Annotated in this window: 25 protein-coding genes; 8 read left to right on the forward strand and 17 right to left on the reverse strand. The window is 69.8% G+C overall.

The genetic code is table 11. The features are described from left to right. Positions 1-39: 39 nt before the first annotated feature. Entirely contained in the window at positions 40-627 is a 588-nt protein-coding gene (locus VGN45_RS11055) for a hypothetical protein (protein ID WP_327462375.1), read from the forward strand. Here the strand turns inward: VGN45_RS11055 and VGN45_RS11060 are convergent. Next, positions 624-1,805: an MFS transporter gene (locus VGN45_RS11060; protein WP_327462377.1), complete on the reverse strand. Its 1,182-nt coding sequence runs from the start codon at positions 1,803-1,805 to the stop codon at positions 624-626. The two genes, VGN45_RS11055 and VGN45_RS11060, sit on opposite strands and share 4 nt — an antisense overlap. 150 nt (positions 1,806-1,955) lie before the next feature. On the opposite strand from VGN45_RS11060, the gene pip reads away from it, so the two are divergent. Beyond that, entirely contained in the window at positions 1,956-2,936 is a 981-nt protein-coding gene (gene pip / locus VGN45_RS11065; protein ID WP_327462379.1) for a prolyl aminopeptidase, read from the forward strand. Here pip and VGN45_RS11070 read toward each other — a convergent pair. From VGN45_RS11070 to VGN45_RS11105, 8 genes are all read right to left on the reverse strand, one after another. Continuing rightward, entirely contained in the window at positions 2,933-3,406 is a 474-nt protein-coding gene (locus tag VGN45_RS11070) for a hypothetical protein (protein ID WP_327462381.1), read from the reverse strand. The genes pip and VGN45_RS11070 overlap by 4 nt on opposite strands. A 2-nt stretch (positions 3,407-3,408) precedes the next feature. Next, positions 3,409-4,566 carry a rod shape-determining protein RodA gene (rodA, locus tag VGN45_RS11075; RefSeq protein ID WP_327462383.1) on the reverse strand — a complete coding sequence of 386 codons (1,158 nt, stop codon included), beginning with the start codon at positions 4,564-4,566 and terminating at the stop codon, positions 3,409-3,411. Then, positions 4,563-6,557, reverse strand: coding sequence for a penicillin-binding protein 2 (gene mrdA / locus VGN45_RS11080; RefSeq protein ID WP_327462385.1), 1,995 nt, complete (start codon positions 6,555-6,557; stop codon positions 4,563-4,565). Before mrdA ends, rodA begins: the two co-directional genes overlap by 4 nt. 4 nt (positions 6,558-6,561) lie before the next feature. Continuing rightward, positions 6,562-7,083 carry a hypothetical protein gene (locus VGN45_RS11085; RefSeq protein WP_327462387.1) on the reverse strand — a complete coding sequence of 174 codons (522 nt, stop codon included), beginning with the start codon at positions 7,081-7,083 and terminating at the stop codon, positions 6,562-6,564. Beyond that, positions 7,080-8,045 (reverse strand): rod shape-determining protein MreC, encoded by a 966-nt coding sequence (gene mreC, locus VGN45_RS11090; RefSeq protein WP_327462389.1) that lies wholly within the window; start codon positions 8,043-8,045, stop codon positions 7,080-7,082. The genes VGN45_RS11085 and mreC overlap by 4 nt, the downstream gene beginning before the upstream one ends. Positions 8,046-8,171: 126 nt before the next feature. After that, entirely contained in the window at positions 8,172-9,206 is a 1,035-nt protein-coding gene (locus VGN45_RS11095; RefSeq protein ID WP_327462391.1) for a rod shape-determining protein, read from the reverse strand. A 197-nt stretch (positions 9,207-9,403) separates the two neighbouring features. Continuing rightward, the gene (locus VGN45_RS11100) at positions 9,404-10,024 is read right to left on the reverse strand and encodes a glutathione S-transferase family protein (protein ID WP_327462393.1); all 621 of its coding nucleotides are present in this window, start codon (positions 10,022-10,024) and stop codon (positions 9,404-9,406) included. Between the two features lie 65 nt (positions 10,025-10,089). Beyond that, positions 10,090-10,803, reverse strand: a complete 714-nt coding sequence (locus VGN45_RS11105) for a TVP38/TMEM64 family protein (protein ID WP_327462395.1) — start codon at positions 10,801-10,803, stop codon at positions 10,090-10,092. Between the two features lie 73 nt (positions 10,804-10,876). Here VGN45_RS11105 and VGN45_RS11110 point away from each other — a divergent pair, with 73 nt between their 5' ends. From VGN45_RS11110 to VGN45_RS11120, 3 genes are all read left to right on the forward strand, one after another. Continuing rightward, positions 10,877-12,082: a pyridoxal phosphate-dependent aminotransferase gene (locus tag VGN45_RS11110; RefSeq protein ID WP_327462397.1), complete on the forward strand. Its 1,206-nt coding sequence runs from the start codon at positions 10,877-10,879 to the stop codon at positions 12,080-12,082. A gap of 68 nt (positions 12,083-12,150) precedes the next feature. Further along, positions 12,151-12,582, forward strand: a complete 432-nt coding sequence (locus VGN45_RS11115) for a hypothetical protein (RefSeq protein ID WP_327462399.1) — start codon at positions 12,151-12,153, stop codon at positions 12,580-12,582. Next, positions 12,572-12,988 (forward strand): type II toxin-antitoxin system VapC family toxin, encoded by a 417-nt coding sequence (locus tag VGN45_RS11120; RefSeq protein ID WP_327462401.1) that lies wholly within the window; start codon positions 12,572-12,574, stop codon positions 12,986-12,988. The genes VGN45_RS11115 and VGN45_RS11120 overlap by 11 nt, the downstream gene beginning before the upstream one ends. 3 nt (positions 12,989-12,991) lie before the next feature. Here the strand turns inward: VGN45_RS11120 and VGN45_RS11125 are convergent, their stop codons facing one another. Further along, positions 12,992-14,008 (reverse strand): polyprenyl synthetase family protein, encoded by a 1,017-nt coding sequence (locus tag VGN45_RS11125; RefSeq protein ID WP_327462403.1) that lies wholly within the window; start codon positions 14,006-14,008, stop codon positions 12,992-12,994. A gap of 70 nt (positions 14,009-14,078) precedes the next feature. On the opposite strand from VGN45_RS11125, the gene VGN45_RS11130 reads away from it, so the two are divergent. Next, the gene (locus VGN45_RS11130) at positions 14,079-14,849 is read left to right on the forward strand and encodes a tRNA1(Val) (adenine(37)-N6)-methyltransferase (RefSeq protein ID WP_414643430.1); all 771 of its coding nucleotides are present in this window, start codon (positions 14,079-14,081) and stop codon (positions 14,847-14,849) included. On the opposite strand, the gene VGN45_RS11135 is transcribed toward VGN45_RS11130, so the two are convergent. From VGN45_RS11135 to folD, 5 genes are all read right to left on the reverse strand, one after another. Then, complete coding sequence (locus tag VGN45_RS11135) at positions 14,846-15,583, reverse strand: endonuclease/exonuclease/phosphatase family protein (RefSeq protein ID WP_327462405.1); 738 nt, start codon at positions 15,581-15,583, stop codon at positions 14,846-14,848. The genes VGN45_RS11130 and VGN45_RS11135 overlap by 4 nt on opposite strands. 44 nt (positions 15,584-15,627) lie before the next feature. Then, positions 15,628-16,314 (reverse strand): TPM domain-containing protein, encoded by a 687-nt coding sequence (locus VGN45_RS11140; RefSeq protein ID WP_327462407.1) that lies wholly within the window; start codon positions 16,312-16,314, stop codon positions 15,628-15,630. Beyond that, complete coding sequence (locus VGN45_RS11145) at positions 16,314-17,129, reverse strand: TPM domain-containing protein (RefSeq protein ID WP_327462410.1); 816 nt, start codon at positions 17,127-17,129, stop codon at positions 16,314-16,316. Before VGN45_RS11145 ends, VGN45_RS11140 begins: the two co-directional genes overlap by 1 nt. Beyond that, positions 17,126-17,767 (reverse strand): LemA family protein, encoded by a 642-nt coding sequence (locus tag VGN45_RS11150; RefSeq protein WP_414643429.1) that lies wholly within the window; start codon positions 17,765-17,767, stop codon positions 17,126-17,128. Before VGN45_RS11150 ends, VGN45_RS11145 begins: the two co-directional genes overlap by 4 nt. 73 nt (positions 17,768-17,840) lie before the next feature. Beyond that, positions 17,841-18,764 carry a bifunctional methylenetetrahydrofolate dehydrogenase/methenyltetrahydrofolate cyclohydrolase FolD gene (gene folD, locus VGN45_RS11155; RefSeq protein WP_327462413.1) on the reverse strand — a complete coding sequence of 308 codons (924 nt, stop codon included), beginning with the start codon at positions 18,762-18,764 and terminating at the stop codon, positions 17,841-17,843. Positions 18,765-18,861: 97 nt separating this feature from the next. Between folD and VGN45_RS11160 the strand changes: the two genes are divergently transcribed. Then, on the forward strand, positions 18,862-20,685 hold the full coding sequence (locus VGN45_RS11160) for a PPC domain-containing protein (protein ID WP_327462416.1): 1,824 nt from the start codon (positions 18,862-18,864) through the stop codon (positions 20,683-20,685). 86 nt (positions 20,686-20,771) lie between these two features. Beyond that, positions 20,772-21,557 carry a hypothetical protein gene (locus VGN45_RS11165; RefSeq protein WP_327462418.1) on the forward strand — a complete coding sequence of 262 codons (786 nt, stop codon included), beginning with the start codon at positions 20,772-20,774 and terminating at the stop codon, positions 21,555-21,557. A gap of 10 nt (positions 21,558-21,567) precedes the next feature. Here the strand turns inward: VGN45_RS11165 and hutH are convergent, their stop codons facing one another. Together hutH and VGN45_RS11175 are read right to left on the reverse strand one after the other, a co-directional pair. After that, positions 21,568-23,088 (reverse strand): histidine ammonia-lyase, encoded by a 1,521-nt coding sequence (gene hutH / locus VGN45_RS11170; protein WP_327462420.1) that lies wholly within the window; start codon positions 23,086-23,088, stop codon positions 21,568-21,570. Next, positions 23,088-23,501 (reverse strand): endonuclease domain-containing protein, encoded by a 414-nt coding sequence (locus tag VGN45_RS11175; RefSeq protein WP_327462422.1) that lies wholly within the window; start codon positions 23,499-23,501, stop codon positions 23,088-23,090. Before VGN45_RS11175 ends, hutH begins: the two co-directional genes overlap by 1 nt. Positions 23,502-23,556 lie beyond the last annotated feature (55 nt).

Here is a 23,556-nt window from a genome sequence, read left to right on the forward strand (position 1 = left end):
GTCCGCTCGCCGTCATACAACCGTCATGGTCTCCGACCCGTGCCAGAGCCTTCGCCCGCCGGATCCGACGCCCGACCGGAGATCGTCGTCTGCGTTTGCGACCCCGCCGTGGACGCCGCGCTGAGCGGGGCCTCGGCCCTGACGCTCGGGCTTGCCTCGGCCCGGGCGCGCAAGGTCGAAGGCGCCGACGCCGAGGCCCTGGCCCGCGATCTGGAGCGTCAGGTGCGCGACCGGTCCTGCCGGGCCCTCCTGATCCTCGGCCGCGCCCGTGAAGGGGGGTTCCGCATCCAGACCCGCGCTGAGAACCGCACCTTGGGCGGCAAGGGGCGCTTCCTGCCGACGGGCCCCGGCGTGGTGCGCGCCACCGCCTCGGCCCAGGAGCTGATGAGGGCGCTGACCGACGCGGGACAGGACGCCGCCGTTTCGTCCGAATCCGACGGCGACGCCGCCAGCCACTTGCTGTTCCGCGCCCTGTGCGATCTGCCGGACGGCTTCGACGCCCCGGCCGTGGCTCTGTTGCGTGTTCCAGCCGACGATCCCGCGCGCGTCGGAGTGGGGATTGAAGCGGCGATGACGGCGATCGCGCGCCATCTGTCGCCCGCTCCTCGGGCCGTCGCCGGGCACTAGGGCGAACGTCGGGCCATCCCGACTGCGATCAGTCCGCCCGCCGCCGCCAGTCCGACCATGGCCCAATAACCGCCCGCGCCGTGGGCGTCGTACAGCGGGCCTGAGATCAGCGTCGCCAGACCGATCACCACGCCCGACGACAGGGCCGACGACAGGGTCTGCGCCGCCGTGTGCGCCTCAGGCGGGCTGAAGCGGTCGACCAGCTCCAGCCCGGCCAGATAGGCCGCCGCGAAGCTGAGCGCGTGCAGCGCCTGCAGCGCGATCAGCCAGCCCAGACCCGGCTCCAGCGTCATCGCCGCCCAGCGGACGACGCCCGCGATCGCCGCGACGACGATCAGCGCCCACGGTCCGATCCCGCGCCGTCGCCGCAACGGCTCGATCAGCCACATGAAGGCGATCTCCATCACGACGGCGAAGCCCCACAGCGCCCCCGTCACGCCCGCGCCCAACCCTTGGCCCGTCCAGAGCACGGCAGAGAAGGCGTAGTAGAAAGCGTGCGACGCGTGCAGCGCCGCCGTCGCGGCCACGGCGGCCAGGAACGGCCCCGACCCGACTAGGGCGCCCAAGCCCCGGAAGCGGTCGCGCGCCCGTGTCCGCGGTCCATCGGTGACCCGCTCCTGCGGCAGGCCGACGGCGGCGAACGAAGCCAGGGCCGCCGCGCCGGCCGTGATCCAAATGCCGACGGCCTGGCTAGACGCCTGCAGCAGGATCGCGCCCATGATCACGTTGGCGGCGACGAAGGCCGCCGAACCGAAACCGCGCGGGACGGCGAAGGCGAAGCCCTCGCGCCGCCCGATCCGCAGCGTCAGCACGTCGCTGAGCGGGAGCAGGGCCGCCGCCGCCGTGGCGCCCAAGAACCAGCAGACCATCCAGGCGACGAACCCATCGAAGATCAGGGCTCCGCCATATCCGGCCGCAGCCGCCGCGGCCAAGAGCGCCATCGGCGACCGCCGTCGCGCGAACCCATCGGCCCACACCGCCAGCACCGGCCCGGTGATCAGCCGCGCCAGCATCGGCGCGGCCAAGATGACGCCGATCTCCGCACCCGTCAGGCCGCGGTCCGTCATCCATAGCCCGGCATAGGGCAGGCTGACCCCGGTGACGCCGAACAGCAACACATAGCCGATCGAAAGCCGCAGGGCGGCTGCTCGGTGCGGAACGACGGCAGACTCGGCCATGACGGCGGTCTAGCGTGCGGGTGACCCGGCGTCTCGCGCCTTGGCCGATCGGCGCCTTTCCCGTAAAGGCCAAGCTTGGCCGCCGCGCCGCAATGCGGTCACATTCTGGTAACGGTCGATCGGCCATTGGTTCGAAAAATCAGGATTTCCATGGCCTTCCCGACACCCTCATCTCCCCGTCGCGATCTGTTTCCCGAGATCGAGCCCTTCGCTTCCGGCTGGATGTCGACCGACGGTCCGCACGAGGTCTGGTATGAGGAGTGCGGCAACCCCCAGGGCCGTCCCGTGGTCGTGCTGCACGGCGGCCCCGGCGGCGCGGTGAACCCCGGCATGCGCCGCTTTTTCGATCCGAAGAAATGGCGGATCGTCCTGTTCGACCAGCGCGGCTGCGGCAAGTCCAAGCCCAACGCCTCGCTCGAGGACAACACCACCTGGACCCTGATCGAGGACATCGAGCGCCTGCGCGAGCTGCTGGGGATCGAGCGGTGGGCCGTCTTCGGCGGCAGCTGGGGCTCGACCCTGGCCATGGCCTACGCCATCACCCATCCGGAGCGGGTGCAGTCGCTGCTGCTGCGCGGCATCTTCCTGCTGACCAAGCCGGAGCTGCGCTGGTTCTATCAGGAGGGCGCGTCGAACATCTTCCCGGACGCCTGGGAGCGGTTCGTGGAGCCGATCCCCGAGGACGAGCGGCACGATCTGATGGGCGCCTACTACAAGCGCCTGACGGGGCCGGACAAGGCGGAGCGCGAGCGCTGCGCCGTCGCCTGGTCCAGCTGGGAGGGCGAGACCGTCAGCGTCGAGGGTCCGGCCGCCCGGCCCGACAAGTTCGCCGACCCCGAGTTCGCCGTCGCCTTCGCCCGCATCGAGTGCTGGTACTTCATGAACGGCGGCTTCTTCCCGGAAGAAGGCTGGCTGCTCAAGAACGTCGGCCGCATCCGCCATGTCCCGGCCTGGATCGCCCAGGGCCGCTTCGACGTCGTCACGCCGATCTCCGGCGCCTGGGCCCTGCACCGCGCCTGGCCGGAGGCGAAGCTGGACGTCATTCCCGACGCCGGTCATGCCTCGACCGAGCCGGGCATCGTCGACAGTCTGGTCCGTGCCACTGACTGGGCGGCTGACCTTCCGGTCTAGGCTTTCGTCTTAGGCCCAGGATTGGTCTTCTCGACCAGTTCCGACAGCTGGAAGCCGATACGCCGCGCCTCCCGCTCCTCGGGCTTCTTGGTCGCGCTCAGCGTCACGTTCAGCGCTTCATAGTGCTGGATCACCCGCACGGCCTTGCCGTCCGCGTTCTTGCCGCTGAACAGCAGCAGGTCCGGGCCCCAGAAGCCGACTTCGTCGAACTTCAGAGTCGCGTCGCCCGGCAGGCCGACCACGGTCGCGCCGACCTCCTCGTCCGGGTTCAGTCCCTTTTCGAAGTCGTCGATCAGCTTGGACAGGCGCACGAAGGCCCATTCGGCCGGGTTGTCCCGCATCCGGACGCCGTCGGTCATGGCGCGGATGCGCTCGGGCGGGGCGCCGGGCAGGACGGGTTCGGGGCAGGGGGCCTCGCCGCAGTCGGCGAACATCTCGGGCGGGGCGACGACGGTCTTGGCCTGGCTCATGCTCAGAAAAGCCCGTGGCCCTTGGGCAGTTCCGAATAGCGGTGCACCCGCGTCGACAGCACCAGGCCGAAGCCGATCATGATCGTCATCATCGACGAGCCGCCATAGGACAGCAGCGGCATCGGCACGCCGACGACCGGCGCCAAGCCCATCACCATCGCCCCATTGATCAGCACGAACAGAGCGAAGAAGGCCATCATGCCGCTGGCCGCGATCCGCCCGAAATGGCTGTGCGACAGCGACGCGATTCGGAATCCGATCAGGATGATCGCCGCATAGCAGACCAGCAGCGAGAACGAGCCGATGAAGCCGAATTCTTCCGCCACGGTGGAGAAGATGAAGTCGGTCTGCCGCTCCGGCAGGAACTCCAGCTGGCTCTGGCTGCCGAGGCCATAGCCGCGCCCCAGAAAGCCGCCCGAGCCCAGGGCGATCTTGGACTGAATGATGTTGTAGCCCGTGCCCGACGGGTCCGACGCCGGGTCCAGGAAGGTCAGCACGCGATTTCGCTGGTACTCCTTCATGCCGAACATGACGAAGGGCGGGATCACCGCGATCGCCGCGGCCGCGCCGGTCGCCACCACCTTCCAGCTCAGCCCGGCCAGGAACATGACCACCGCCCCGGTCAGGCCGATGATCATCGCCGAGCCCAGGTCCGGCTGTTTTGCGACAAGCAGGAAAGGAATGCCGATCATGGCCGCAGGGAAAATCAGCTTCCAGCTGAACCGCGCCTCCTGCGCCGTGTGGTTGTGGTACCAGCGGGCCAGCGCCAGAACGAGGCCGATCTTCACGAACTCGGCCGGCTGGATGCGGATGAAGCCCAGGTTCAGCCAGTTGCGCGCGCCCCCGGCCACGTATCCCAGCGGCGTCAGCTCGATCATCAGCACCAGGATCAGCAGCACGCCGTACATCGGATAGGCCGCGCGGAACCACCATTTTGGGTGCACGAGCGCCAGCCCCAGCATGACGACCAGCATGAAGACGAAGCGGGTCAGCTGGTCGGCGGCCCACGGCTGCCAGTGGCCGCCGGCGATGGAGTACAGCATCGCCACGCTGGCGCCGGCGACGACGCAGGTCAGGATGACGAAGGTCCAGTCGATCTCACCGATCTTGACCGAAAGGCGGTCGCGCTCGCCGGGGCGGGTCAGGGCCGAGGCGGTCATTCCGGCGCCTCCGTCGCGGGGGCGGCGGGCGCTTCGGCAGGGGCCGTCGTCGTCGGCTGGGCGGCGCCCAGGGCGTTGGCCTCGTGCGAGCCCGGATCCTCGGTCTCGGCGAAGCCTTCCTGTTCGATCCTGGCGCGGATCTCCGGGTCCTTCAGCAGGGCCACCTTCATGATCTCCCGCGCGCGTGGGGCGCCGGCGGTGCCGCCGCCCATGCCGCCGTGCTGCACGATGACCGACACGGCGTAGCGCGGATTGTCGATCGGGGCATAGGCGATGAACAGGTTGTGGTCCTTCTGGGACCAGACGTTCGACTTGCGGGATCCGGTGCCGTAGTTGCGCACCTGCGCCGTCCCGGTCTTGCCCGCCATCCGAACGGCGCCCAGACCCAGCTGGCTGTTGCGGAAGCCTGTGCCGCCGACGTCGGTCACCCGGTTCATTCCCTCGCGCAGGATGGCCAGCAGCGCGGGATCATAGGGCAGGTCGCGCACCTGGCCGGGCGGCGGCTGCTCCACGCCGGCGATCGACTTGATCAGGCGCGGCTGCACCGCCTTGCGCCCGTTGGCCAGCCGCGCGGTGTAGACGGCCAGCTGCAGGGCGTTGACCGTCAGCGCGCCCTGACCGATCGCATAGCTGGGCGTTTCGCCCGGATACCACTTGCCGTCTCCGCGCACCGGATTGCGCCGGCGCCATTCGGTGTCGGGCACCAGCCCCGCGTTCTGGTTGCCGATGCCCAGGTCGAAGGTCTGGCCGAACCCCATGGTGCGCGCGACGTCGGCGATGGCGTCGGGCCCCATCTCGACCGCCAGCTGCATGAAGTAGACGTTGCAGGAGTTCTTGATGGCGTCCCGCATGTCCTGCGAGCCGTGCGTGGCGTGACAGGCGAAGCGACGACCCAGGTAGAAGCCGCCTGTGCAGGTGATGCGGCGATCCGGATTCGCCCCTCTGACCAGGGCGGCCAGACCCGTGACCGGCTTGAAGGTCGATCCGGGCGCGAACACGCCGTTGATCGACTTGTCGGTCAGCGGCCGCCGCTCATAGTCGGCCCAGGCGCGATAGATCGGGCTGGGCACGCCCGAGACGAACAGGTTTGGATCGAACGACGGCGCCGACACCATGCACAGGACGTCGCCGTTGCGCACGTCCATCACCACGGCGCCGCCCGACTCCTCGCCGAACACCTCCAGCGCCTTGCTCTGGACGTCGGCGTCCAGCGTCAGCACCACCTCCTTGCCCGGCACGGCGGGGCGGGAGTTGGCCGAGTCCTCGCCGACCACGCGCCCGCGCGCGTCGACCTCCACCCGATTTCCGCCCGGCTCGCCCCGCAGCGTCTCCTCCAGTGACCGCTCGACCCCCTGCCGTCCGATGCGGAAGCTGGGGTTGAACAGCAGGGGAGGAACCTCCTCGTCTTTCTCGCGATAGGCCTCCACGTCCCGCGCGTTCGCCTTGGCGACGTAACCGACCACGTGGGCGAAGGCCCCGCCGTGGGGATAGAAGCGCGCCTCGTGCATGTCGGCCATCACGCCGGGCAGCTCGTTGGCGTACAGGTTGACCCGCGCGAACTCCTCCCACGTCAGGTCGCTCTTGACCGGCACGGGCGTGAAGCGCGGCGCGGCGTTGACGTCGCGGATGATCCCGCGCCGCCGTTCGACCGTGTCGGGCAGCAGCCGGCCCAGCAGGTCCAGCGTCTGGTCCAGATCCTTGGTCTCGTCGCGAACCACCAGCACGCGGAAGCTGGGCCGGTTGCCGGCGATCACCACGCCGTTTCGATCCTTGATCAGGCCGCGCGGCGGCGGGACGAGGCGATAGTTGAACTGGTTCTCGGCCGCCAGGGTGGCGAACTCCTGGGCCTGGACCACCTGCAGCTGGCCCAGCCGCAGGCTCAGTCCGACGATGCCCAGCGTGGTCAGGCCGCCCATAACCAGGGTGCGCCTCAGGAACGAGCCCTGCCGCTCGTTCGGGTCGCTGAAGAAGATGGAGGGTTCCGAGCTCATCCGACTATCTGAACCGCGCATCGACGTCGTCGAACCGCTGAATCAGCGCGTTCGACAGGGGAAACAGCAACAGGGTCGGGATCACCTGGCCCAGAAGCGCCAGCAGGCTCGGGGCCCGACCGCCGGTCAGCATGACGATCAGATAGGCCAGCAAGAAGGCGAAACCGCTGGTCAGGCAGAACCAGAAGAACAGCACCCGCGTCTCCTGTCCCGCCAGAAACGACCGCGCCGCCAGCACGACGCCATAGGGCGCCAGCAGGCACAGCGGCCACAGGCCGAGCGGCTGATACAGCAGCACGTCCAGCACCAGCCCCAGCCCGAACAGCACCGTCGGTGCGACGATCGACGGCCGGATCAGCGGCCAGGCGAAGGCCAGCAGCAGCGGCAGGATCGGCTCCGGCAACTGGAGCCCGAACACTTCGACCGGCGTGGCCAGCAGCAATGTGCCCCCCGCCGCCATCAGCGCGGGCCAGCCGATCCAGTCCATGGTCCCGCCCGAACGCACGGCGACCGACGCGCGTCTCACTCCGTCGCTCCCGGAGTGGCGGGCTCCGGCGGCGTCGGCTGGGCCACGGGCTCCGGTGGACGAGCCGCCGGCGTGGAGTCCAGCGCGGCCAGCGGTGGGGCGTTCAACGCTTCCGGCGTGACCAGCTGACCGAAATCCTCGAATCTCAAAACCCGGACGAAATCGATGGCGCCGCGGTCGCTGAACAGCTTGACCCGCCAGGATCCGTCCACGCCCCGCGCCACGACGCCGACCGGCAGGCCGCGTGGCATGCCGCCCCCGTCGCCGGAGCTCAGCACCCGGTCGCCGACCTTCAGCGCGTCCTCGCCTCGCACATATTCCAGCCGCGGGTTGCCGCTGCCGTCGCCGCTCAGGATGGCGCGGGCGTCGGACCGGTCGATCAGCACCGGCACCTGACTGGACACGTCGGTCAGCAGGACCACCCGGCTGACGTTCGGCGCCGTCCCGCTGACGCGTCCCACCAGGCCATGTTCGTTGATCACGGGGTTGCCGATCTTGACGCCCTGGCCCGTCCCGACGTCGACCAGGCGCGCGTTGGCGAACGGGCCGCGCGCGTCGGAGATGGAGCGCGCCGTGACCATCGGCACCGGCGGCTGGGTCCGCACGCCCAGCAGGATCTCGTAGCGGCGGTTGACGTTGGCCAGGGCGATGTTGGCGTCGCGCACGGCCTGAAGCTCCGCGATCTCCCGCTTCAGCCGCCGGTTCTCCGACACGGCGAAGAAATAGCCCCCGATCCAGTCGCTGACCGCGCCGACCCATCTGACCGGATAGGCGAAGACGCCGTTGACCGGCCCCAGCGTCGCCTCGGCGCCCGCCCGCACCGGAGCCAGCGGGCTGGCCTCGGCACGGCGGTCGGCGATCAGCAGCAAGACGGCGGCGACGACGGCCACCACGGCGACCGCCGCGGCGCCGAGCAGCGCCGGCACCTTCAGATTTTCGAACGGTCCGTCGCGATACGCCACGGCGCGCCTTCCGCAGGGAGTGTCGGGAATCGGCCGGTCAAGCCGATTTCCGAGGGCTATCGCAAAATCCGTGCCCCTTGGGAACGGGCCGGAACGGGGCTCGGCATGAATAATCCGCGAGCGGTCCTACAGCGAGGATTCCAGCACACCCTTCATCCAGCGCGGATGCTCCAGCACCCGGCCGCAGCCGATGGCCACGCAGCTCAGCGGATCGTCGGCCACCGACACCGGCAGGCCGGTATGGTCGCGGATTTCGGCATCCAGGCCGCGCAGCAGGGCGCCGCCGCCGGTCAGCATGATGCCCTTGTCGGCGATGTCGGCGGCCAGTTCCGGCGGCGTGGCTTCCAGAGCGACCTTCACCGCGTCGATGATCTGGCTGACGGGTTCGGCCAGAGCCTCGGCCGCCTGGCGTTCCGACATGCGCACTTCGCGCGGCACGCCCTGCATCAGGTCGCGGCCCTTGACCTCGATCGACAGGCCCTCGCCGTCGGACGGGATGCGGGCGGTGCCGATGTCCTTCTTGATCCGCTCGGCCGTGGTCTCGCCGATCAGAAGGTTATGGTTGCGGCGCATATAGCTGATGATCGCCTCGTCCATCTTGTCGCCGCCGACGCGGACGCTGCGTGAATAAACGATGCCCGACAGCGACAGCACGGCCACCTCGGTGGTGCCGCCGCCGATGTCGACCACCATCGATCCGGTCGGCTCGTGGATCGGCAGGCCGGCGCCGATCGCGGCGGCCATCGGCTCGTCGATCAGGCCGACGCGACGCGCCGAGGCGTTCAGGCAGCTGTCGTTGATCGCGCGACGCTCCACGGCGGTGGCGCCCGACGGCACGCACACGATCACCTTCGGGTTCACGAAGCCCTTGCGGTTGTGAACCTTGCGGATGAAGTGCTTGATCATCTCCTCGGCGACTTCGAAGTCGGCGATGACGCCGTCGCGCATGGGGCGGATCGCCTCCATGTGGCCCGGCGTCCGGCCCAGCATCTGCTTGGCCTCGATGCCCACGGCGTGGACGATCTTCCGTCCACCGACGTTTCTCAGCGCCACGACCGAGGGCTCGTTCAGGACGATGCCCTTGCCCTTCATGTAGATCAGGGTGTTCGCCGTGCCGAGGTCGATGGCGATGTCGTTCGAAATCATGCCGAAAAGGTGCATGGGCGTGGGATACCGTTCGGATTGGGGCCTTTGAGGGGCGGTCAGCGTTTCTCGGTCCGCTGCGACGACGCCCCGTTCCGCACGCATCCCCACGCGCGATCCGTCCTGATCGATTTCGTCCAGCCGACCGACGGCCCGTTTGCCCGTATGGACGGGGGATTACAACCCCCGTCCCCTCCACGCTTGAAGGACCGGGATCAGACGGCTTCCAAGCCTTCGTCCGCCAGCATCCGCTTCACGGCGTCGCGTGATTGCACCTTGTCCAGATGGGCGTTCAGTTTTGGAAAACGCGCCGTATCCAGAAGCTTCGCCTGACGCGCCCAGCGCTCGAAGACCATCAGATACCCGTCCGTAAGCGTCCACGTTTCGCCGAATGCCCAAGGCCCCTCGACCAGATGCGATTCGGCCAGGTCCAGCTTCGACAGGGCGAACTCGATCGCCTGCGTCTTCGCCTCTCCCTCCAGCGGCGGCCGGCTGAACAGCACCTTGCCCAGCGCCGGGTGCAGGGAAGAGGCGAGCCAGCCGTTGAAGGCGTTGAACCGGGCGAAGGCGAACGCGTCGTCCACCGGCGCCAGGGACTTGTCCGGCCGGGTCTGGGCGGCCCAGGCCAGGATGGCGGCGTTCTGGGTGATCACGCCCTGGTCCGTCTTCAGGGCCGGCGTCGAACCGGCCGGGTTCACCGCCAGATACTCGGGCGTGCGCTGCTGGCCGGTCCTCAGGTCGACCACCTGGGTTTCGTGATCGATGCCCGCCTCCAGCAGGGCGACGTGCGAGGCCATGGCGCAGGCGCCGGGCGAGATGAACAGGGTCACGGACATGGCGGCGGGCTCCTTGGAAGAGGGATGCCGCCCATATGGCGCGACTGTCCCCGATCACAAAACGCTCAGTCGCGACGCGCCTCGCGCCGCTTCACCCACTCGCGCACCGCCAGCATCAGGCCCAACCATACCGCCGCGACCGCCGCCAGGATCAGGCTGGTCCAGACGCCGTCCCCGCTGACCGCCGCCGCCACCGCCCCGCCGAAGAAGGCCACCAGCGCCGTCTTGGGCAGCACGCCCAGCGCGCACCCCAGCAGAAAGGCGGCGAACGACGCCCGCGTCGCCCCGAACGCCATGTTGACCACGATGAAGGGCGCCGACGGCACGTTGCGGATCATGAAGCTGGCATAGAAAGCGTTCCGCCCCACGAACCGCTTCAGCCGCTCGACCGTCGCACCGCCGTACCGCTCCAGCGTCCGCGCCGTCGGCCCGCGCCCCAGCCAATAGGTCACCCCGGCCGACACGACCGTCGCCGCCCAGCTGTACCAGAACCCCAGCGACGGCCCGAACGCCACCACGCACGCCGCGATCAGGATGAACTGCGGCGCCCCCACGAAGGCCGCGCCCACGAACAGCGCCACCGTCGCCGCGAACGCCCACGGGCTGCCCGCATATCCCTCCAGCCAGTGCCGCAGCTTCTCTTCCGCATGCAGCCCCAGCGCCTGCTTGCCCAGCAGGAACAGCCCGACCACCGCCAGCAGCAGCAAGGCCGTCGCCAGCACGGCGCGCCACCGCGCCGCCTCCATGTTCAGGACGAAGTCGAGGACGCGCCGGATCATGCCCCCATTTGCCCTCACGCCCCCCCGCCCGTAAACAGCCCGGGCCTCCCCCGCACGCATGAGACCGCCCGACATGAGCCAGCTTCAGTCCTCAGCCCTCGCACGCGTGAAGCCGTCGGCCACGCTGGCCGTGACGGCGCGGGCGCGCGAGCTGAAGCGGGCAGGGCGCGACGTGATCGGCCTGGGCGCCGGCGAGCCGGACTTCGACACGCCTGAGAACGTGAAGCAGGCCGCCATCGCCGCCATCATGCGCGGCGAGACCAAATACACCGACGTCGACGGCCTGCCCGAGCTGAAGGCCGCCATCGTCGCCAAGTTCGCCCGCGAGAACGGGCTTTCCTACGAGACGACCCAGATCCACGTCGCCCCCGGCGGCAAGGCGGTGCTCTACAACGCCCTGGTCGCCACGCTGTCGCCGGGCGACGAGGTCATCGTGCCCGCGCCCTACTGGGTCAGCTATCCCGACATGGTCCTGCTGGCCGGCGGGGAGCCCGTGACCGTGGTCGGCCACGAGGCCGACGGTTTCAAGCTGCGCCCCGAGGCGCTGGAGGCCGCGATCACGCCGCGCACGAAGTGGCTGATCCTCAACAGTCCGTCCAACCCGACCGGCGCCGCCTTCACCGGGGCCGAGCTGGAAGCCCTGGCCGACGTCGTCCGCCGTCACCCGCACGTCTGGGTCATGACCGACGACATGTACGAGCACCTGATCTACGGCGACTTCGAGTACCTGACCTTCGCCCAGATCGCGCCGGACCTGATCCACCGCACCCTGACGGTGAACGGCGTGTCCAAGGCCTACGCCATGACCGGCTGGCGCATCGGCTATGCGGGCGGACCCAAGCCGCTGATCGACCTGATGCGCAAGGTGGCGGGCCAGACGACGTCCAACCCCTCGTCTATCAGCCAGTGGGCGGCGGTCGAGGCCCTCAACGGCCCACAGGACTTCATCGCCGAGCGGGCGCAGGCGTTCGAGCGCCGCCGAGACCTGGTGGTGTCCATGCTCAATCAGGCGACCGGCGTCCGGTGCCCGAACCCAGAGGGCGCCTTCTACGTCTATCCGTCCGTGGAGGGGCTGCTGGGCAAGACCGCGCCGGACGGAACGGTGATCGATTCCGACGACGCTTTCGTCTCGGCCCTGCTGGACGCCGAGGGGGTGGCGGTGGTCCAGGGCTCGGCCTTCGGCCTCAGCCCCTATTTCCGCATCAGCTATGCGACGTCCGAGGACGTGCTGGAGGAGGGCTGCCGCCGCATCCAGCGCTTCTGCGCAAGCCTGAAGTGAAATCACTTCTTGCTTGCATCTCTCACTTTGGTTAGGTTGGTCTCTGCACGATGCCGCAGGGACCGGACATGAATCCCCAACCGAACCCGCTCGCCCGCGCCTTCGCAGGGCGCCTCACCCAGGCTTGTGACAAGGCCGGGGTTCCGCCCTTGCATCACGGCCGTCTCGGCTGGCTGCGTGAAAAGGTGGTCGAGTCCGGTGATCAGGTCACGGTCGAAGGCGTGCGCAAATGGCTCGCGGGCGAAGTGTTCCCACGCCCTAAAAAAGTGAAAATACTGGCCAAAGCCCTGGCGGTGGACGAGGGGTGGCTTCATTCGGGTGCGACCTCGGGCATGGCTGAAACTTCCGCGTCGTTTCGTCATGGCGCCCCCGTGCCGGCGGATCTCGGCCAGGCGTTCCTAGACCGCATTCAGATGCGGTTCGCGGGCACGGTGACGATAATGCCGGGCGTCGATCTGACGGACCCAACCTGGGACGAAGGGGACGACGTTGGTCAGTGACCGGCCGATCCTCCTGGACACCTGCGCGGCGCTCTGGCTGACTGGCGGCGGCTTGAAGACGAAGGCCGTGGACGAACTCAAGGCGGCGCGCTCCGCCGACGTCTCCGTTTTGGTTTCGCCGATCACCGCCTGGGAAGTCGGCAATCTGATCGCCAAGCGCCGTGTGGTCCTCACCATGCCAACCCTGATCTGGTTCGAGACCCTGATCGATTCAGACGTCACCCGCGCCGAGCTTTCTCCGGCGATCCTCGTCGCCGCCACCGAGCTCAACGCCCCCGATCTGCGTGATCCGGCCGACCGGATCGTCGCCGCGACGGCGCGGGCCCTCAACCTTCGCCTGATGACCCGTGATCGCCCGTTGCTGGACTTCGCCGCCACGGGTCAGATGTCGGCCATCCCGTGCTGATCGTCACGCCGCCCGGCTGACCGCGAAGTCGGCCAACTCCGCCAACGCCGAGCGCCAGGCCGAGCGGGGCAGGGCCGTCAGCGCCGTCTTTGCGCGATCGGCGCAGGCGCCGGCTTCGTCCAGCGTCGCGCCCAGGGCGCCGGTGCCGATAACCAGTTCGCGCGCGCGGCGGAAGTCGTCCTCGGTGCGGTGGCCCTTGGTGATCGTGCGGTCCCAGAAGGCGTCCTCGCGCCCTCGGGTCCGAGCGAAGGCCAGGATCAGGGGCAGGGTGGCCTTGCCCTCGCGGAAGTCGTCGCCGGCGTTCTTGCCCAGGGTCTCGGCCTTGCCGCCGTAATCCAGGGCGTCGTCGGCCAGCTGGAAGGCCAGGCCCAGGTTCATCCCATAGGCCCTCAGCGCGTCCGAGGCCGCGCGGTCCGCCCCGGCGCCCACCGCACCCGATTCGGCGGCGGCGGCGAACAGTTCGGCGGTCTTGGCGCCGATGATCTTCAGATAGGTTTCGCGGTCCAGGTTCAGGTCGTGGGCGCGCGTCAGCTGCAGCACCTCGCCCTCGCTGATCACGGCCGACGCCCGCGCCAGGATGCCCAGCGCCCGCATGTCGCCGGTCTCGACCATCAGTTCGAAGGCTCGCGCGAACAGGAAGTCGCCGACCAGAACGCTGGACGGCGCGCCCCAGATCAGGTGCGCCGCCACCTTGCCGCGTCGCAGCTGGGACGCATCGACCACGTCGTCGTGCAGCAGGGTGGCGGTGTGGATGAACTCCACCGCCGCCGCCAGCTTCAGCGGCGCGTCCAGCGGACCCTCGACCCCCGCGGCGCGCGCGGCCGCGACCGTCAGCAGGGGACGCAGCCGCTTGCCGCCGGCCCCGACCAGGTGCTCGGCCAGCAGCGGGATCACCGGCACGTCGGATTGCATCCGGTCCAGGATCAGCGCGTCGACCGCCGCCATGTCCGGCCCGGCCAGCCGCACCAGGTCGTCGACCTGTCCGGCGGGGCGGCTGAGGGGCGCGGAAACGGCTTCCAAGACGGGATCTTTCGCGGCGAAGGGGAGATCGGTTGCGACGTCGCCTTGCCTGATGACGACGCGCCGCACAATGGTGACGCCCCATGAACGGGTCAAGCGCGTGACGGTCGCAGCAGAGGTCGAAGAAACCCCCCTGATGGGCGGCCGCGTGCGGCTGCTTCAGCCTGTGGACGGCTACCGCGCCGGTATGGACGCGGCGCTTCTGGCCGCCGCCGTCTCCGCCCGGTCGGGCGAAACGGTGCTGGAGGCGGGCTGCGGCGCGGGGGCCGTCCTGTGCCAGACGGGCGTGCGCCGCCCCGGCGTCCGCATGCTGGGCGTGGAGCGAGATCCGGACATGGCCGCGCTCGCCGCCGCGAACATCAGGCTGAACGCCTTGGACGGCGAGGTCCTGACCGCCGACGTCGCCGACGGTTTCGCGGCTCTGGACCGTCCCCGCGCCGACTGGGCCGTGTCGAACCCGCCCTTCTTCGACAATCCAGCGGCCCTGCGCGCCCCGGGCCCGGGCAAGCGGGCGGCCTGGATGGCCGACGACGGCCTCGCCGCCTGGACCGACTTCCTGCTCACGGGCGTGCGCGACGGCGGGTCGATCCTCATGATCCACCGCGCGGACCGCCTGGCCGACCTGCTGGCGCTGTTGGGGCGAAAGGCGGGCTCCTTCCGAGTTCTGCCCGTCCATCCGTACACGGATCGACCGGCGAAGCGGGTGCTGATCAAGGCCGTGCGCCTCGGCAAGGCGCCCCTCGTGCTCCTGCCGCCGCTCGTCCTGCATGAAGAGGGCGCCAAGCACACGGCCCATGCCGACGCGATCCTGCGCGGCGAGGCGGCGCTCGACGTCGGCTAGGCCCCCACCTCGAAATCGATCGCCAGCGGCAGGTGGTCCGACGCCATCCGCGCCAGGGGCGAGAACGGCGCTTTCGCTCCCGTCACCCGAATCTCCGGGCTGACGAAGGCGTGGTCGATCCGGATCGCCGGATAGGCCGACGGGAACGTCTTCACGGTCGGCTTCAGCCCCAGCCGCCGCTGGGCGTCTCCCAACCGCGATCCGCACAGCAGGCGATAGGGCCGGGTCACCGAGGTGGCGTTGAAGTCGCCGCACAGGATGGTCGGCCCCTCGCACGCCGCGCTCCCGATCCACTCCGCGCCCATCAGCGCCTCGGCCTGCAACCGCTGCTCGCGCGGCACCAGGCCCAGGTGGGTGTTGATCACGTTCACCGCGGCGCCGCCCATCTCGATACGGGCCCACAGGGCGCCGCGAGGCTCCAACCCCGGCACGTTCGGCAGGGTGGGCAGGGCGCCGACCTTCACCAGCGTCTCGGGATGGGGCGTCAGGATCGCGTCGCCATAAAGCTCGGCCTCGACCCGCATCGCCGCGTGGAACCGGACGGCCATCGACAGCTTCTCCGCGATCGAGGCCGCCTGGTCGACCCAACCCGTGCGCGCCCGCCCGACGTCCAATTCCTGCAGGCAGACGACGTCCGGCTCCAGCTCGGCGATCACGGCGACGATGCGGTCGACGTCCAGTCGGCGATCGACGCCGACGCAGCGATGGACGTTGTAGGTGACGAGGCGGGGCATGACTATGGGCGGGCTAGCGGCCGATCGTGGCCCTCAAGCGGCGCTCAGATCTCCACTAGCTTGTCCGCGACCTCGTTCGGATTGTCTGCCCGCGGCGGGAAATGCTGCGCCAGCACGCCGCCGCACAGCTCGACCGCCCGCACGAAGCCGTCTCCCGGCGCCTTGCGCTTCATGCCCGCGACCAGCGCCGCCGCCGCCTCGGCCCAGACGGCCTCGTCCACCTTTTCGTGGATGCCCTTGTCGGCGATCACCTCGACCCGATGGTCGGCGTCGGCGGCGAAGATCAGCACGCCCGTGCGTGCCTCCGTCACGTGCAGCCCGTGCGCCAGGAACTGGTTCAGCGCCGCCCGCCGCACCCGGTCGCGCCGGATCGACGGCGGGGTCAGCAGCCGCCGGGCCGGAGGGATCAGGCCCACCAGCAGCACGGCCAGAAAGGTCGCCAACTGCAGCACCGCATGCACTGCGATCGCCATGCCCGCCTCGGACCCGGCCGCAGCCGCATGGCCGACGCTCCAGCCGTGCGACACGCTGCGCACGGCCATGGGGTCAAGGCCCAGCGGAATGGCCAGCAGCGGCAGGATCAGCGCCGCCGCCGCCGCCCACCCCAGCATCACGTCCCAATAGCCGGACACCCGCCGGGCGAAGACGCAGAAGATTTCGCCGCTGGTGGCTTTTTCGGCCTCAACGATGGCTTCGGCCACGCGCGCGTGGTCCTGAGGAGACATCTTCATCACCAGCCCCCCGAGGCGCCGCCGCCGCCGAAGCCGCCGCCGCCGCCGCCGAATCCGCCGCCGCCGCTCCAGCCTCCGCCGCCTCCGCGGCCTCCCATCGTGCCCTTCAGCGCCTCGGCCGCGGCCCATATCAGGATCGGAGTCAGATCGTCGCCCCCCTTGCCCTTGAAGCGCCGACCGGCACGCGACAGGGCGCTGACGAAGCTGACGAAGACCATGAAGACGACGAACAGGATGAACAGGATGATCGCGACGGGCACCTCCGCGTCCGGCGCCTCGGCGGCGGCGGCGCGCGCCTGCGCTTCCTCCGGGTCCAGCCTCAGTTGCTCGTCGATCGCCGCGACGCCGTCGGTGATGCCGCGCTCGAACCCGTTCTCTCGAAAGGCGGGCAGGATCCGCTCGTGGATGATCAGGGCCGACAGGGCGTCGGTCAGGATGGGCTCCAGCCCATAGCCGACCTCGATCCGGACCTTGCGCTCGTTGGGCGCGACGATCAGCAGGACGCCGTTGTCCTCTTCCGACTGTCCGATGCCCCAGGCCCGCCCGAGCTGATAGCCATAGTCGGCGATGTCCCGGTCCTGCAGGCTGTCGATCGTCACCACCACCAGCTGGTCGGTGGTGTCCCGCTCAAGCGCCTCCAGCCGCTGCGTCAGCTCGGCTTCCTTCTCGGCGGACAGAAGATCGGCCTGATCGACCACGCGCCCGGTCAGCGCCGGAAACCGCAGCTCCTGCGCCAAGGCGGGCGTCGCCGCCGCGCCCAGCCAGAAGACGGCGACGACCAGCGCCGCCGTGGCTGATCTCAGGCCCCGGATCACTTGGCCGGCGGGGCCGAACCCGGCGCCGCCCCGGCGGGCGCGTTGAACGTCACCGTCGGCGCGCTCTGGGCCGCCTCATTGGCCTGGAACGGCTGCATCGGACCGGAACCGGAGTGGATCGTGTTGGCCCACAGCACCGTCGGGAAGGTCCGCAGCGCCGTGTTGTGCACCCGCACCGCCTCGTTGTAGTCGCGCCGCGCCACGTTGATGCGGTTCTCGGTCCCCTCCAGCTGGCTCTGCAGGGCGATGAAGTTCTGGTTCGACTGGATCTGCGGATACTGCTCCACCACCAGCATCAGCCGGCTCAACGCCTGGGTCAGCTCACCCTGGGCGGCCTGGAACCGCTGCATGGCCGCCGGATCGTTCAGCATCTCCGGCGTCAGCTGGACCGAGGTGGCCCGCGACCGCGCCTCGATCACCTGGGTCAGGGTCGCGCGCTCGGACGCCGCCGCCGCCTCGACCGTCGCCACCAGGTTGGGGATCAGGTCCGCACGCCGCTGATAGGCCGCCTGCACGTCGGCCCATGCCGCCTTGGCGCGTTCCTCATTGGTCGGAATGGCGTTGACGCCGCAGCCGGACATCGCCGGCGCCACGACCACGACCGCGGCGACCGCGGCCAGACGGGGGTTCACACGCATCATCGAGACAGCCCTTCCCGAGCGCGGCCGGATCGCCGCTTCTCCCTACATATCAGCCGTTCATGACGGCGCTTCAAGCGTCCAGCGGTTCCGCCTCGACGCCCGCCTTCGCGCAGGCCGCGGCATAGGTGTTGGCCAGAAGCACGGCGATCGTCATCGGGCCCACCCCGCCCGGCACCGGGGTGATCGCGCCCGCGACCGCCGCCGCCTCGTCGAAGGCGACGTCGCCGACCACGCGGGTCCTTCCCTCGGCGGCCTTGGCCGGATCCCTGGACGGCACGCGGTTGATGCCCACGTCGACCACCGTCGCGCCGGGCTTGATCCAGTCGCCGCGGATCATCTCCGGCCGGCCGACGGCGGCCACCAGGACGTCCGCTCGGCGGCACACCGCCGGCAGGTCGCGCGTGCGCGAATGCGCCACCGTCACCGTGCAGCTCTCGCCCAGCAGCAGCTGCGCCATCGGCTTGCCGACGATGTTGGACCGGCCCACGACCACGGCCTCCAGCCCCGACAGGTCGCCCAACTCCGCCTTCAGCAGCATCAGGCACCCCAGAGGCGTGCACGGCACGAGCCCGCGCCCGCCCGTCGCCAGCCGCCCGGCGTTGATCACGTGGAACCCGTCCACGTCCTTGTCAGGATCGATCGCCGCCAGCACGGCGTCGCTCGATATCTGCGGCGGCAGGGGCAACTGCACCAGAATGCCGTGGACCATCTCGTCCCGGTTCAGCCGATCGACCACCGCCAGCAGCTCGGCCTGCGTCGTCTCCGTCGCCAGCCGCACGGTCTCGGAGTGAAAGCCCGCCGCCTCGGCCCGCTCGCCCTTGGACTTCACATAGATGCGGCTGGCCGGGTCGTCGCCGACGATCACCGCCGCCAGCCCCGGCCGCACGCCGGTGGCTTGCCGCAGCCGCTCCGCGGCGGCCGCCGTCCGCTCCACCAGCCCGGCCGCGAAGGTCTTGCCGTCGATCAGGCGCGCGGGGGCGGAGAGGTCGGACATGGGGCCTGGCCTTCGAACAAGTTCGTGTGGGAAGCGCCGCGCGATTTACAGGGCGACCGCGACCGCGTCTATGATGGCGCCCTCGGGGAGACTTCGCATGAACCGCCGCCTGACCGTCTGCTCCGCCGCCGCCCTGGCCGTGCTCGCCACGCCCGTCCTGGCCCAGGAAAGCCTGCGCTTCGGCCAGACCGTGCGGGGAGACCTGTCCGAAGGCGACGCGGTCGACGGCGAAGGCGGCCACCGCCACGACGAATGGCGCTTTTCCACGCGCGAGGGACAACGCGTCGATCTGAGCCTGACCTCCACCGATTTCGACGCCTATCTCGAGGTCTGGGCCGCCGACTCCGGCACGGAGGCGGGCCCCCAATGGTCGGACGACGATTCGTTGGGCGAGACCGACGCCCGCCTGCGTTTCACCGCTCCGGCGGGCGACTGGGTCGTCCGGGTCCGCGGTTTCGGTTCAGACGCTCTCGGCCCCTATGCCCTGACCCTGACCGAGCGTCCGCCCGCGCCCCGCGCTCCGCGTCCGTCCGCGATCCGCCTGGGCCAGAGCGTCGGGGGCCAACTGGGCGACCGCGATCCGGAGGCGGAAGACGGCACGCCTTACGACGCCTGGCGCCTGCGCCTGCGCCAAGGCGACCGCATGCTGGCCACCCTCACGTCCGACGCCTTCGACCCCGTCCTGCGCGTGGGCGAGGGACAGGGCGAGGCCTTCGTCGAGCTGGCCGTCAACGACGACGACGGCACGGGCCTCAACTCGCGTCTCGTCTTCGAGGCCCCGCGCGACGCCGAATACGTCGTCCGCGCCCAGTCGCTGAACCAGGGTCAGGGCGACTACGTCCTGACCCTTGCCGCCGCCCCGCCCCAGGCGCCGGCCGCCGACGCCGTGATCGGCCAGTCCCATCAGGGCGAGCTGTCCGCCGCCGACGGCCTGGACGAGGCGGGCCGCTCCGCCGATCTGTGGCGCTTCTCCGGCGCGGCGGGCCAGCGGGTCCGCATCGACATGTCGTCCGACGCCTTCGACACCTACCTCGAACTGCTCGACCCGGCGGGCGGCGTCCTGGCAGAAGACGACGACGGCCAGGGCGAGGGCACCAATTCCCGCATCACCTTCACTCTCGAAGCCGACGGCGTGCACCAGATCCGTGCCCGCGCCTTCGCGCCGGGCGGGCAGGGGGTCTATGCGCTGGACCTGTCCGAGGCCGCGCCGGAGCGGGCCGCCGAATCGCTCGCCTTCGGCGTCCGCGTAGAAGGGGTGATCGACGACGCCGACCCGACCGACGACGAGGGGCGCGGCTACGACTCCTTCGTCTTTTCCGGGGTCGAGGGCCAGCGCGTCCAGGCCGTCCTGCGCTCGGGCGACTTCGACGCCTTCCTGCGCGTCGGCGCGGCCGAGGGCGAGTTCTCCGATCTGGCGTCGGACGACGACGGCCTCGGCGAAGGCACGGATTCGCGCCTGAACTTCACCCTGCCCGCGGACGGCGACTATGTTCTGCGCGTCTCCCCGCTCGCGCCCGACACCGACGGCCTCTACGCGCTCGAACTGATCGATCGGGGCCCCAAGCCCGCGCCCGGCAGCCTCATGGTCGGGGCCCGAGTCCGCGGAACCTTGACGGAGGCCGACGAGGCCGCGGCCGACGGCAGCTGGTTCGACGCCTATGAGATCGAGGCCAAGGCCGACGAGCCCCTGCGCATCGTCATGGCCTCCAACGCCTTCGACGCCTTCGTGGTCGTGGGGCGTCAGAAGGACGACGGCGGCTTCGAGGTGCTGGGCAGCGACGACGACTCCCTGTCCGACACCCACGCCCGCCTGGACTGGGAGCCGCCCTCCGACGGGACCTACGTCGTCCGCGCCGGCAGCTTCAGCCCGCAGGAGGCCGGAACCTACGTGCTCACGGTGGACCCGGCGCCCAAGCCCTGACGCCGTCAGCCCGCGTCAGATGACGCCGTCATGCGGAAGATGTAGCGTTCTCTCATGGCCGCTTCCGGCCGGGGGAATCTCAAGCCATGCGTCGCTTCGCTCTCTTCGCCGCCGTCTCGCTGACGGCCGTTCTCATCGCCGGCGCCGCCTCGGCCCAGTCGATCTCGGTCGGCCAGACGGTGTCCGGAACCATCTCCACGACCGACCCCAAGGTCGAGGTGGACGACAGCCACTATGACTGCTGGGTGTTCACGGCGCCCGCCGGCGCCTACACGGTGGACTATCGCTCCGACGACTTCGACGCCTTCCTGGCGATCGGCAAGGGTCGCAACTGTTCGGGCGAGAGCACCGTCGCCAACGACGATTGGGGCGACGGCCTGGACGCTCATGCTGAGTTCGTCACCGACGGCGGACCCTGGTTCATCAAGGCCAACACCCTGGAGGGCGGCGAGACCGGCGCCTACACGCTCACGCTGGTCGCCGGCGGCGATCCGGCCAACATGGAGAACGACGGCTTCGGCCCCGACGACTCCGACATGTCGTCAGACGAAGACTTCGACATGGCCTGGGTGGAAGAGCTGGAGGGCCGGGAAGGCGGCGAGGAGCATCTGCTCAACGTGATCTGCGCCGCCGTGGACACGCTCGACCTCATCCTCACGATGGAGAACATGACGGAGGAGCAGCTGGAGGCCCGCATCATGGAGGGCGGCCGTTTCACCGACGCCGCCAACCGCACGGGTTCGGCCTTGGGCTACGGCACGGACGCCGTGGAAACCCAGATCGCCGAGTTCGGCGCCATGCTGCTGATGGACCCCGAAAGCTCCGGCGACTTCTCCGGCGCGCGTCAGGAATGCCTCGGCATGATGGGCTGACCGGCCGAGCTCAGCCCAGCAGGTCGCCGACGAACGGCCGCCACCGTCCCTCGCGGACGGTGGTGGTTGCCCGGGCGATGTCCGGCGCGAAATAGTGGTCCGACGCGTACTCGGGCGCGGCTTCGCGCACGATCGCCCAGGCCCGCTCAAGCGGTTCCGACGACTTCAGCGGGCGTTGGAAGTCGATCCCCTGCGCCGCCGCCAGCAGTTCGATCCCGACCACCGTCGCCGTGTTCTCGGCCATGTCCAGCAGGCGGCGCGCGCCGTGCGTGGCCATGCTGACGTGGTCTTCCTGATTGGCGCTGGTCGGCACGGTGTCCACGCTGGCCGGATGGCTCATCATCCGGTTCTCGGCCACCAGGGCCGCGGCCGTCACCTGGGCGATCATGAAGCCGGAGTTCAGCCCGCTCTCGCGCACCAGGAACGCCGGCAGGCCGCTCATCTTCGGATCGACCAGGATCGACGTCCGCCGCTCCGAGATGTTGCCGATCTCGCACAGCACCAGCGCGATCTGATCCGCCGCGAAGGCCACCGGCTCGGCGTGGAAATTGCCGCCCGAGATGACGTCCCCTTCGGCGAAGAAGACCAAAGGATTGTCCGTCACCGCATTGGCCTCGCGCACCAGGGTCGCGGCCGCCGCGCGCAGCACGTCCAGCCCCGCGCCCATCACCTGCGGCTGGCACCGCAGGGAATAGGGATCCTGCACCTTGTCGTCGCCTTCGCGATGGCTGTCGCGGATCGCCGAGCCGGCCAGCAGCTCGCGCAGCACCCGGGCCGTCTCGATCTGCCCCGGTTGGCCGCGCAGGAAGTGGATGCGGGGGTCGAACGGCGCGTCCGACCCCTTCAGCGCGTCGACCGACAGGGCCCCCGCCACCAGTCCGGCCGCGAAGGCGTCCTCCGCCGCGAACAGCCCCGCCAGCGCCAGCGCCGTCGAACATTGCGTCCCGTTCAGCAGCGCCAGCCCCTCCTTGGGGCCCAGCACCACCGGTTCGCGCCCGACGCTCGCCAGCGCCTCGACCGCCGGCACGACCCGCTCGCCGACCAGCGCGTCGCCGACGCCGATCAGCACGCAGCTCATATGCGCCAGCGGCGCCAGGTCGCCCGACGCCCCCACCGATCCCTTGGACGGAATCACCGGCAGCACCTCGCCGTTCACCAAGTCGATCAGCGCCTGCAACGTGTCGCGCCGCACCCCCGACGCCCCCTTCGACAGGCTGGCGATCTTCAGCACCATCAGCAGTCGCGTCACCCCCGCAGACAAAGGCGCCCCGACCCCGCAGGCGTGGCTCAACACCAGGTTTTTCTGCAGCGTCTCAAGGTCTTCCGCCGCGATGCTGGTGTTGGCCAGCAGGCCGAAGCCGGTGTTGATCCCATACACAGTCCGGCCCTTCGCCAGGATATCCGCCACCGTCGCCGCCCCCGCCTCGACGTCGGCCCACGCCGCGTCGGTCAGCGCCACGGTCACGGGGCCTTCGAGCGCGGCGCGGAGCTGGGGCAGGGTGAGGGGGGAGCCCCCGATCAATAGCCGCATCACTCTTCCTTCTCCCCCTGGGGGAGAAGGTGGCTCGCGAAGCGAGACGGATGAGGGGTAGGTTTCGACATCGCCGCTCTATGCCGCCGGATCGCGTCAAAAACTACTGCGGGGTTGCGCTCGAATGAGGAGTTTCTGAACCGAAGTACTCCAAATTCGGCGGATTTGATCCGCTCATCCCGCGCCGCATCCTCGGCCTCCCGCAGGTCATGCACCCCACCGTCCAGCTCAATCACCAGCTTCAGTTCGGCGCAGAAGAAATCGACTATGAATCCCGCGACCGGCGCCTGCCGCCGGAACTTCAGGTTCTCGAACCGACGGCCCCGAACCATCGACCAGAACACCTCTTCGACTCTGGTTGCGTCAGCCCGCAGGCGCCTGGCCCTGCTCGTTCGATCCTCGGTCTGGTGCATGGTTCGACAGTCCCCCTCAACCGTCTCGCTTCGCGAGCCACCTTCTCCCCCAAGG

The sequence above is a fragment of the Brevundimonas sp. genome (genome assembly GCF_035999125.1).
GTDB lineage: Bacteria > Pseudomonadota > Alphaproteobacteria > Caulobacterales > Caulobacteraceae > Brevundimonas.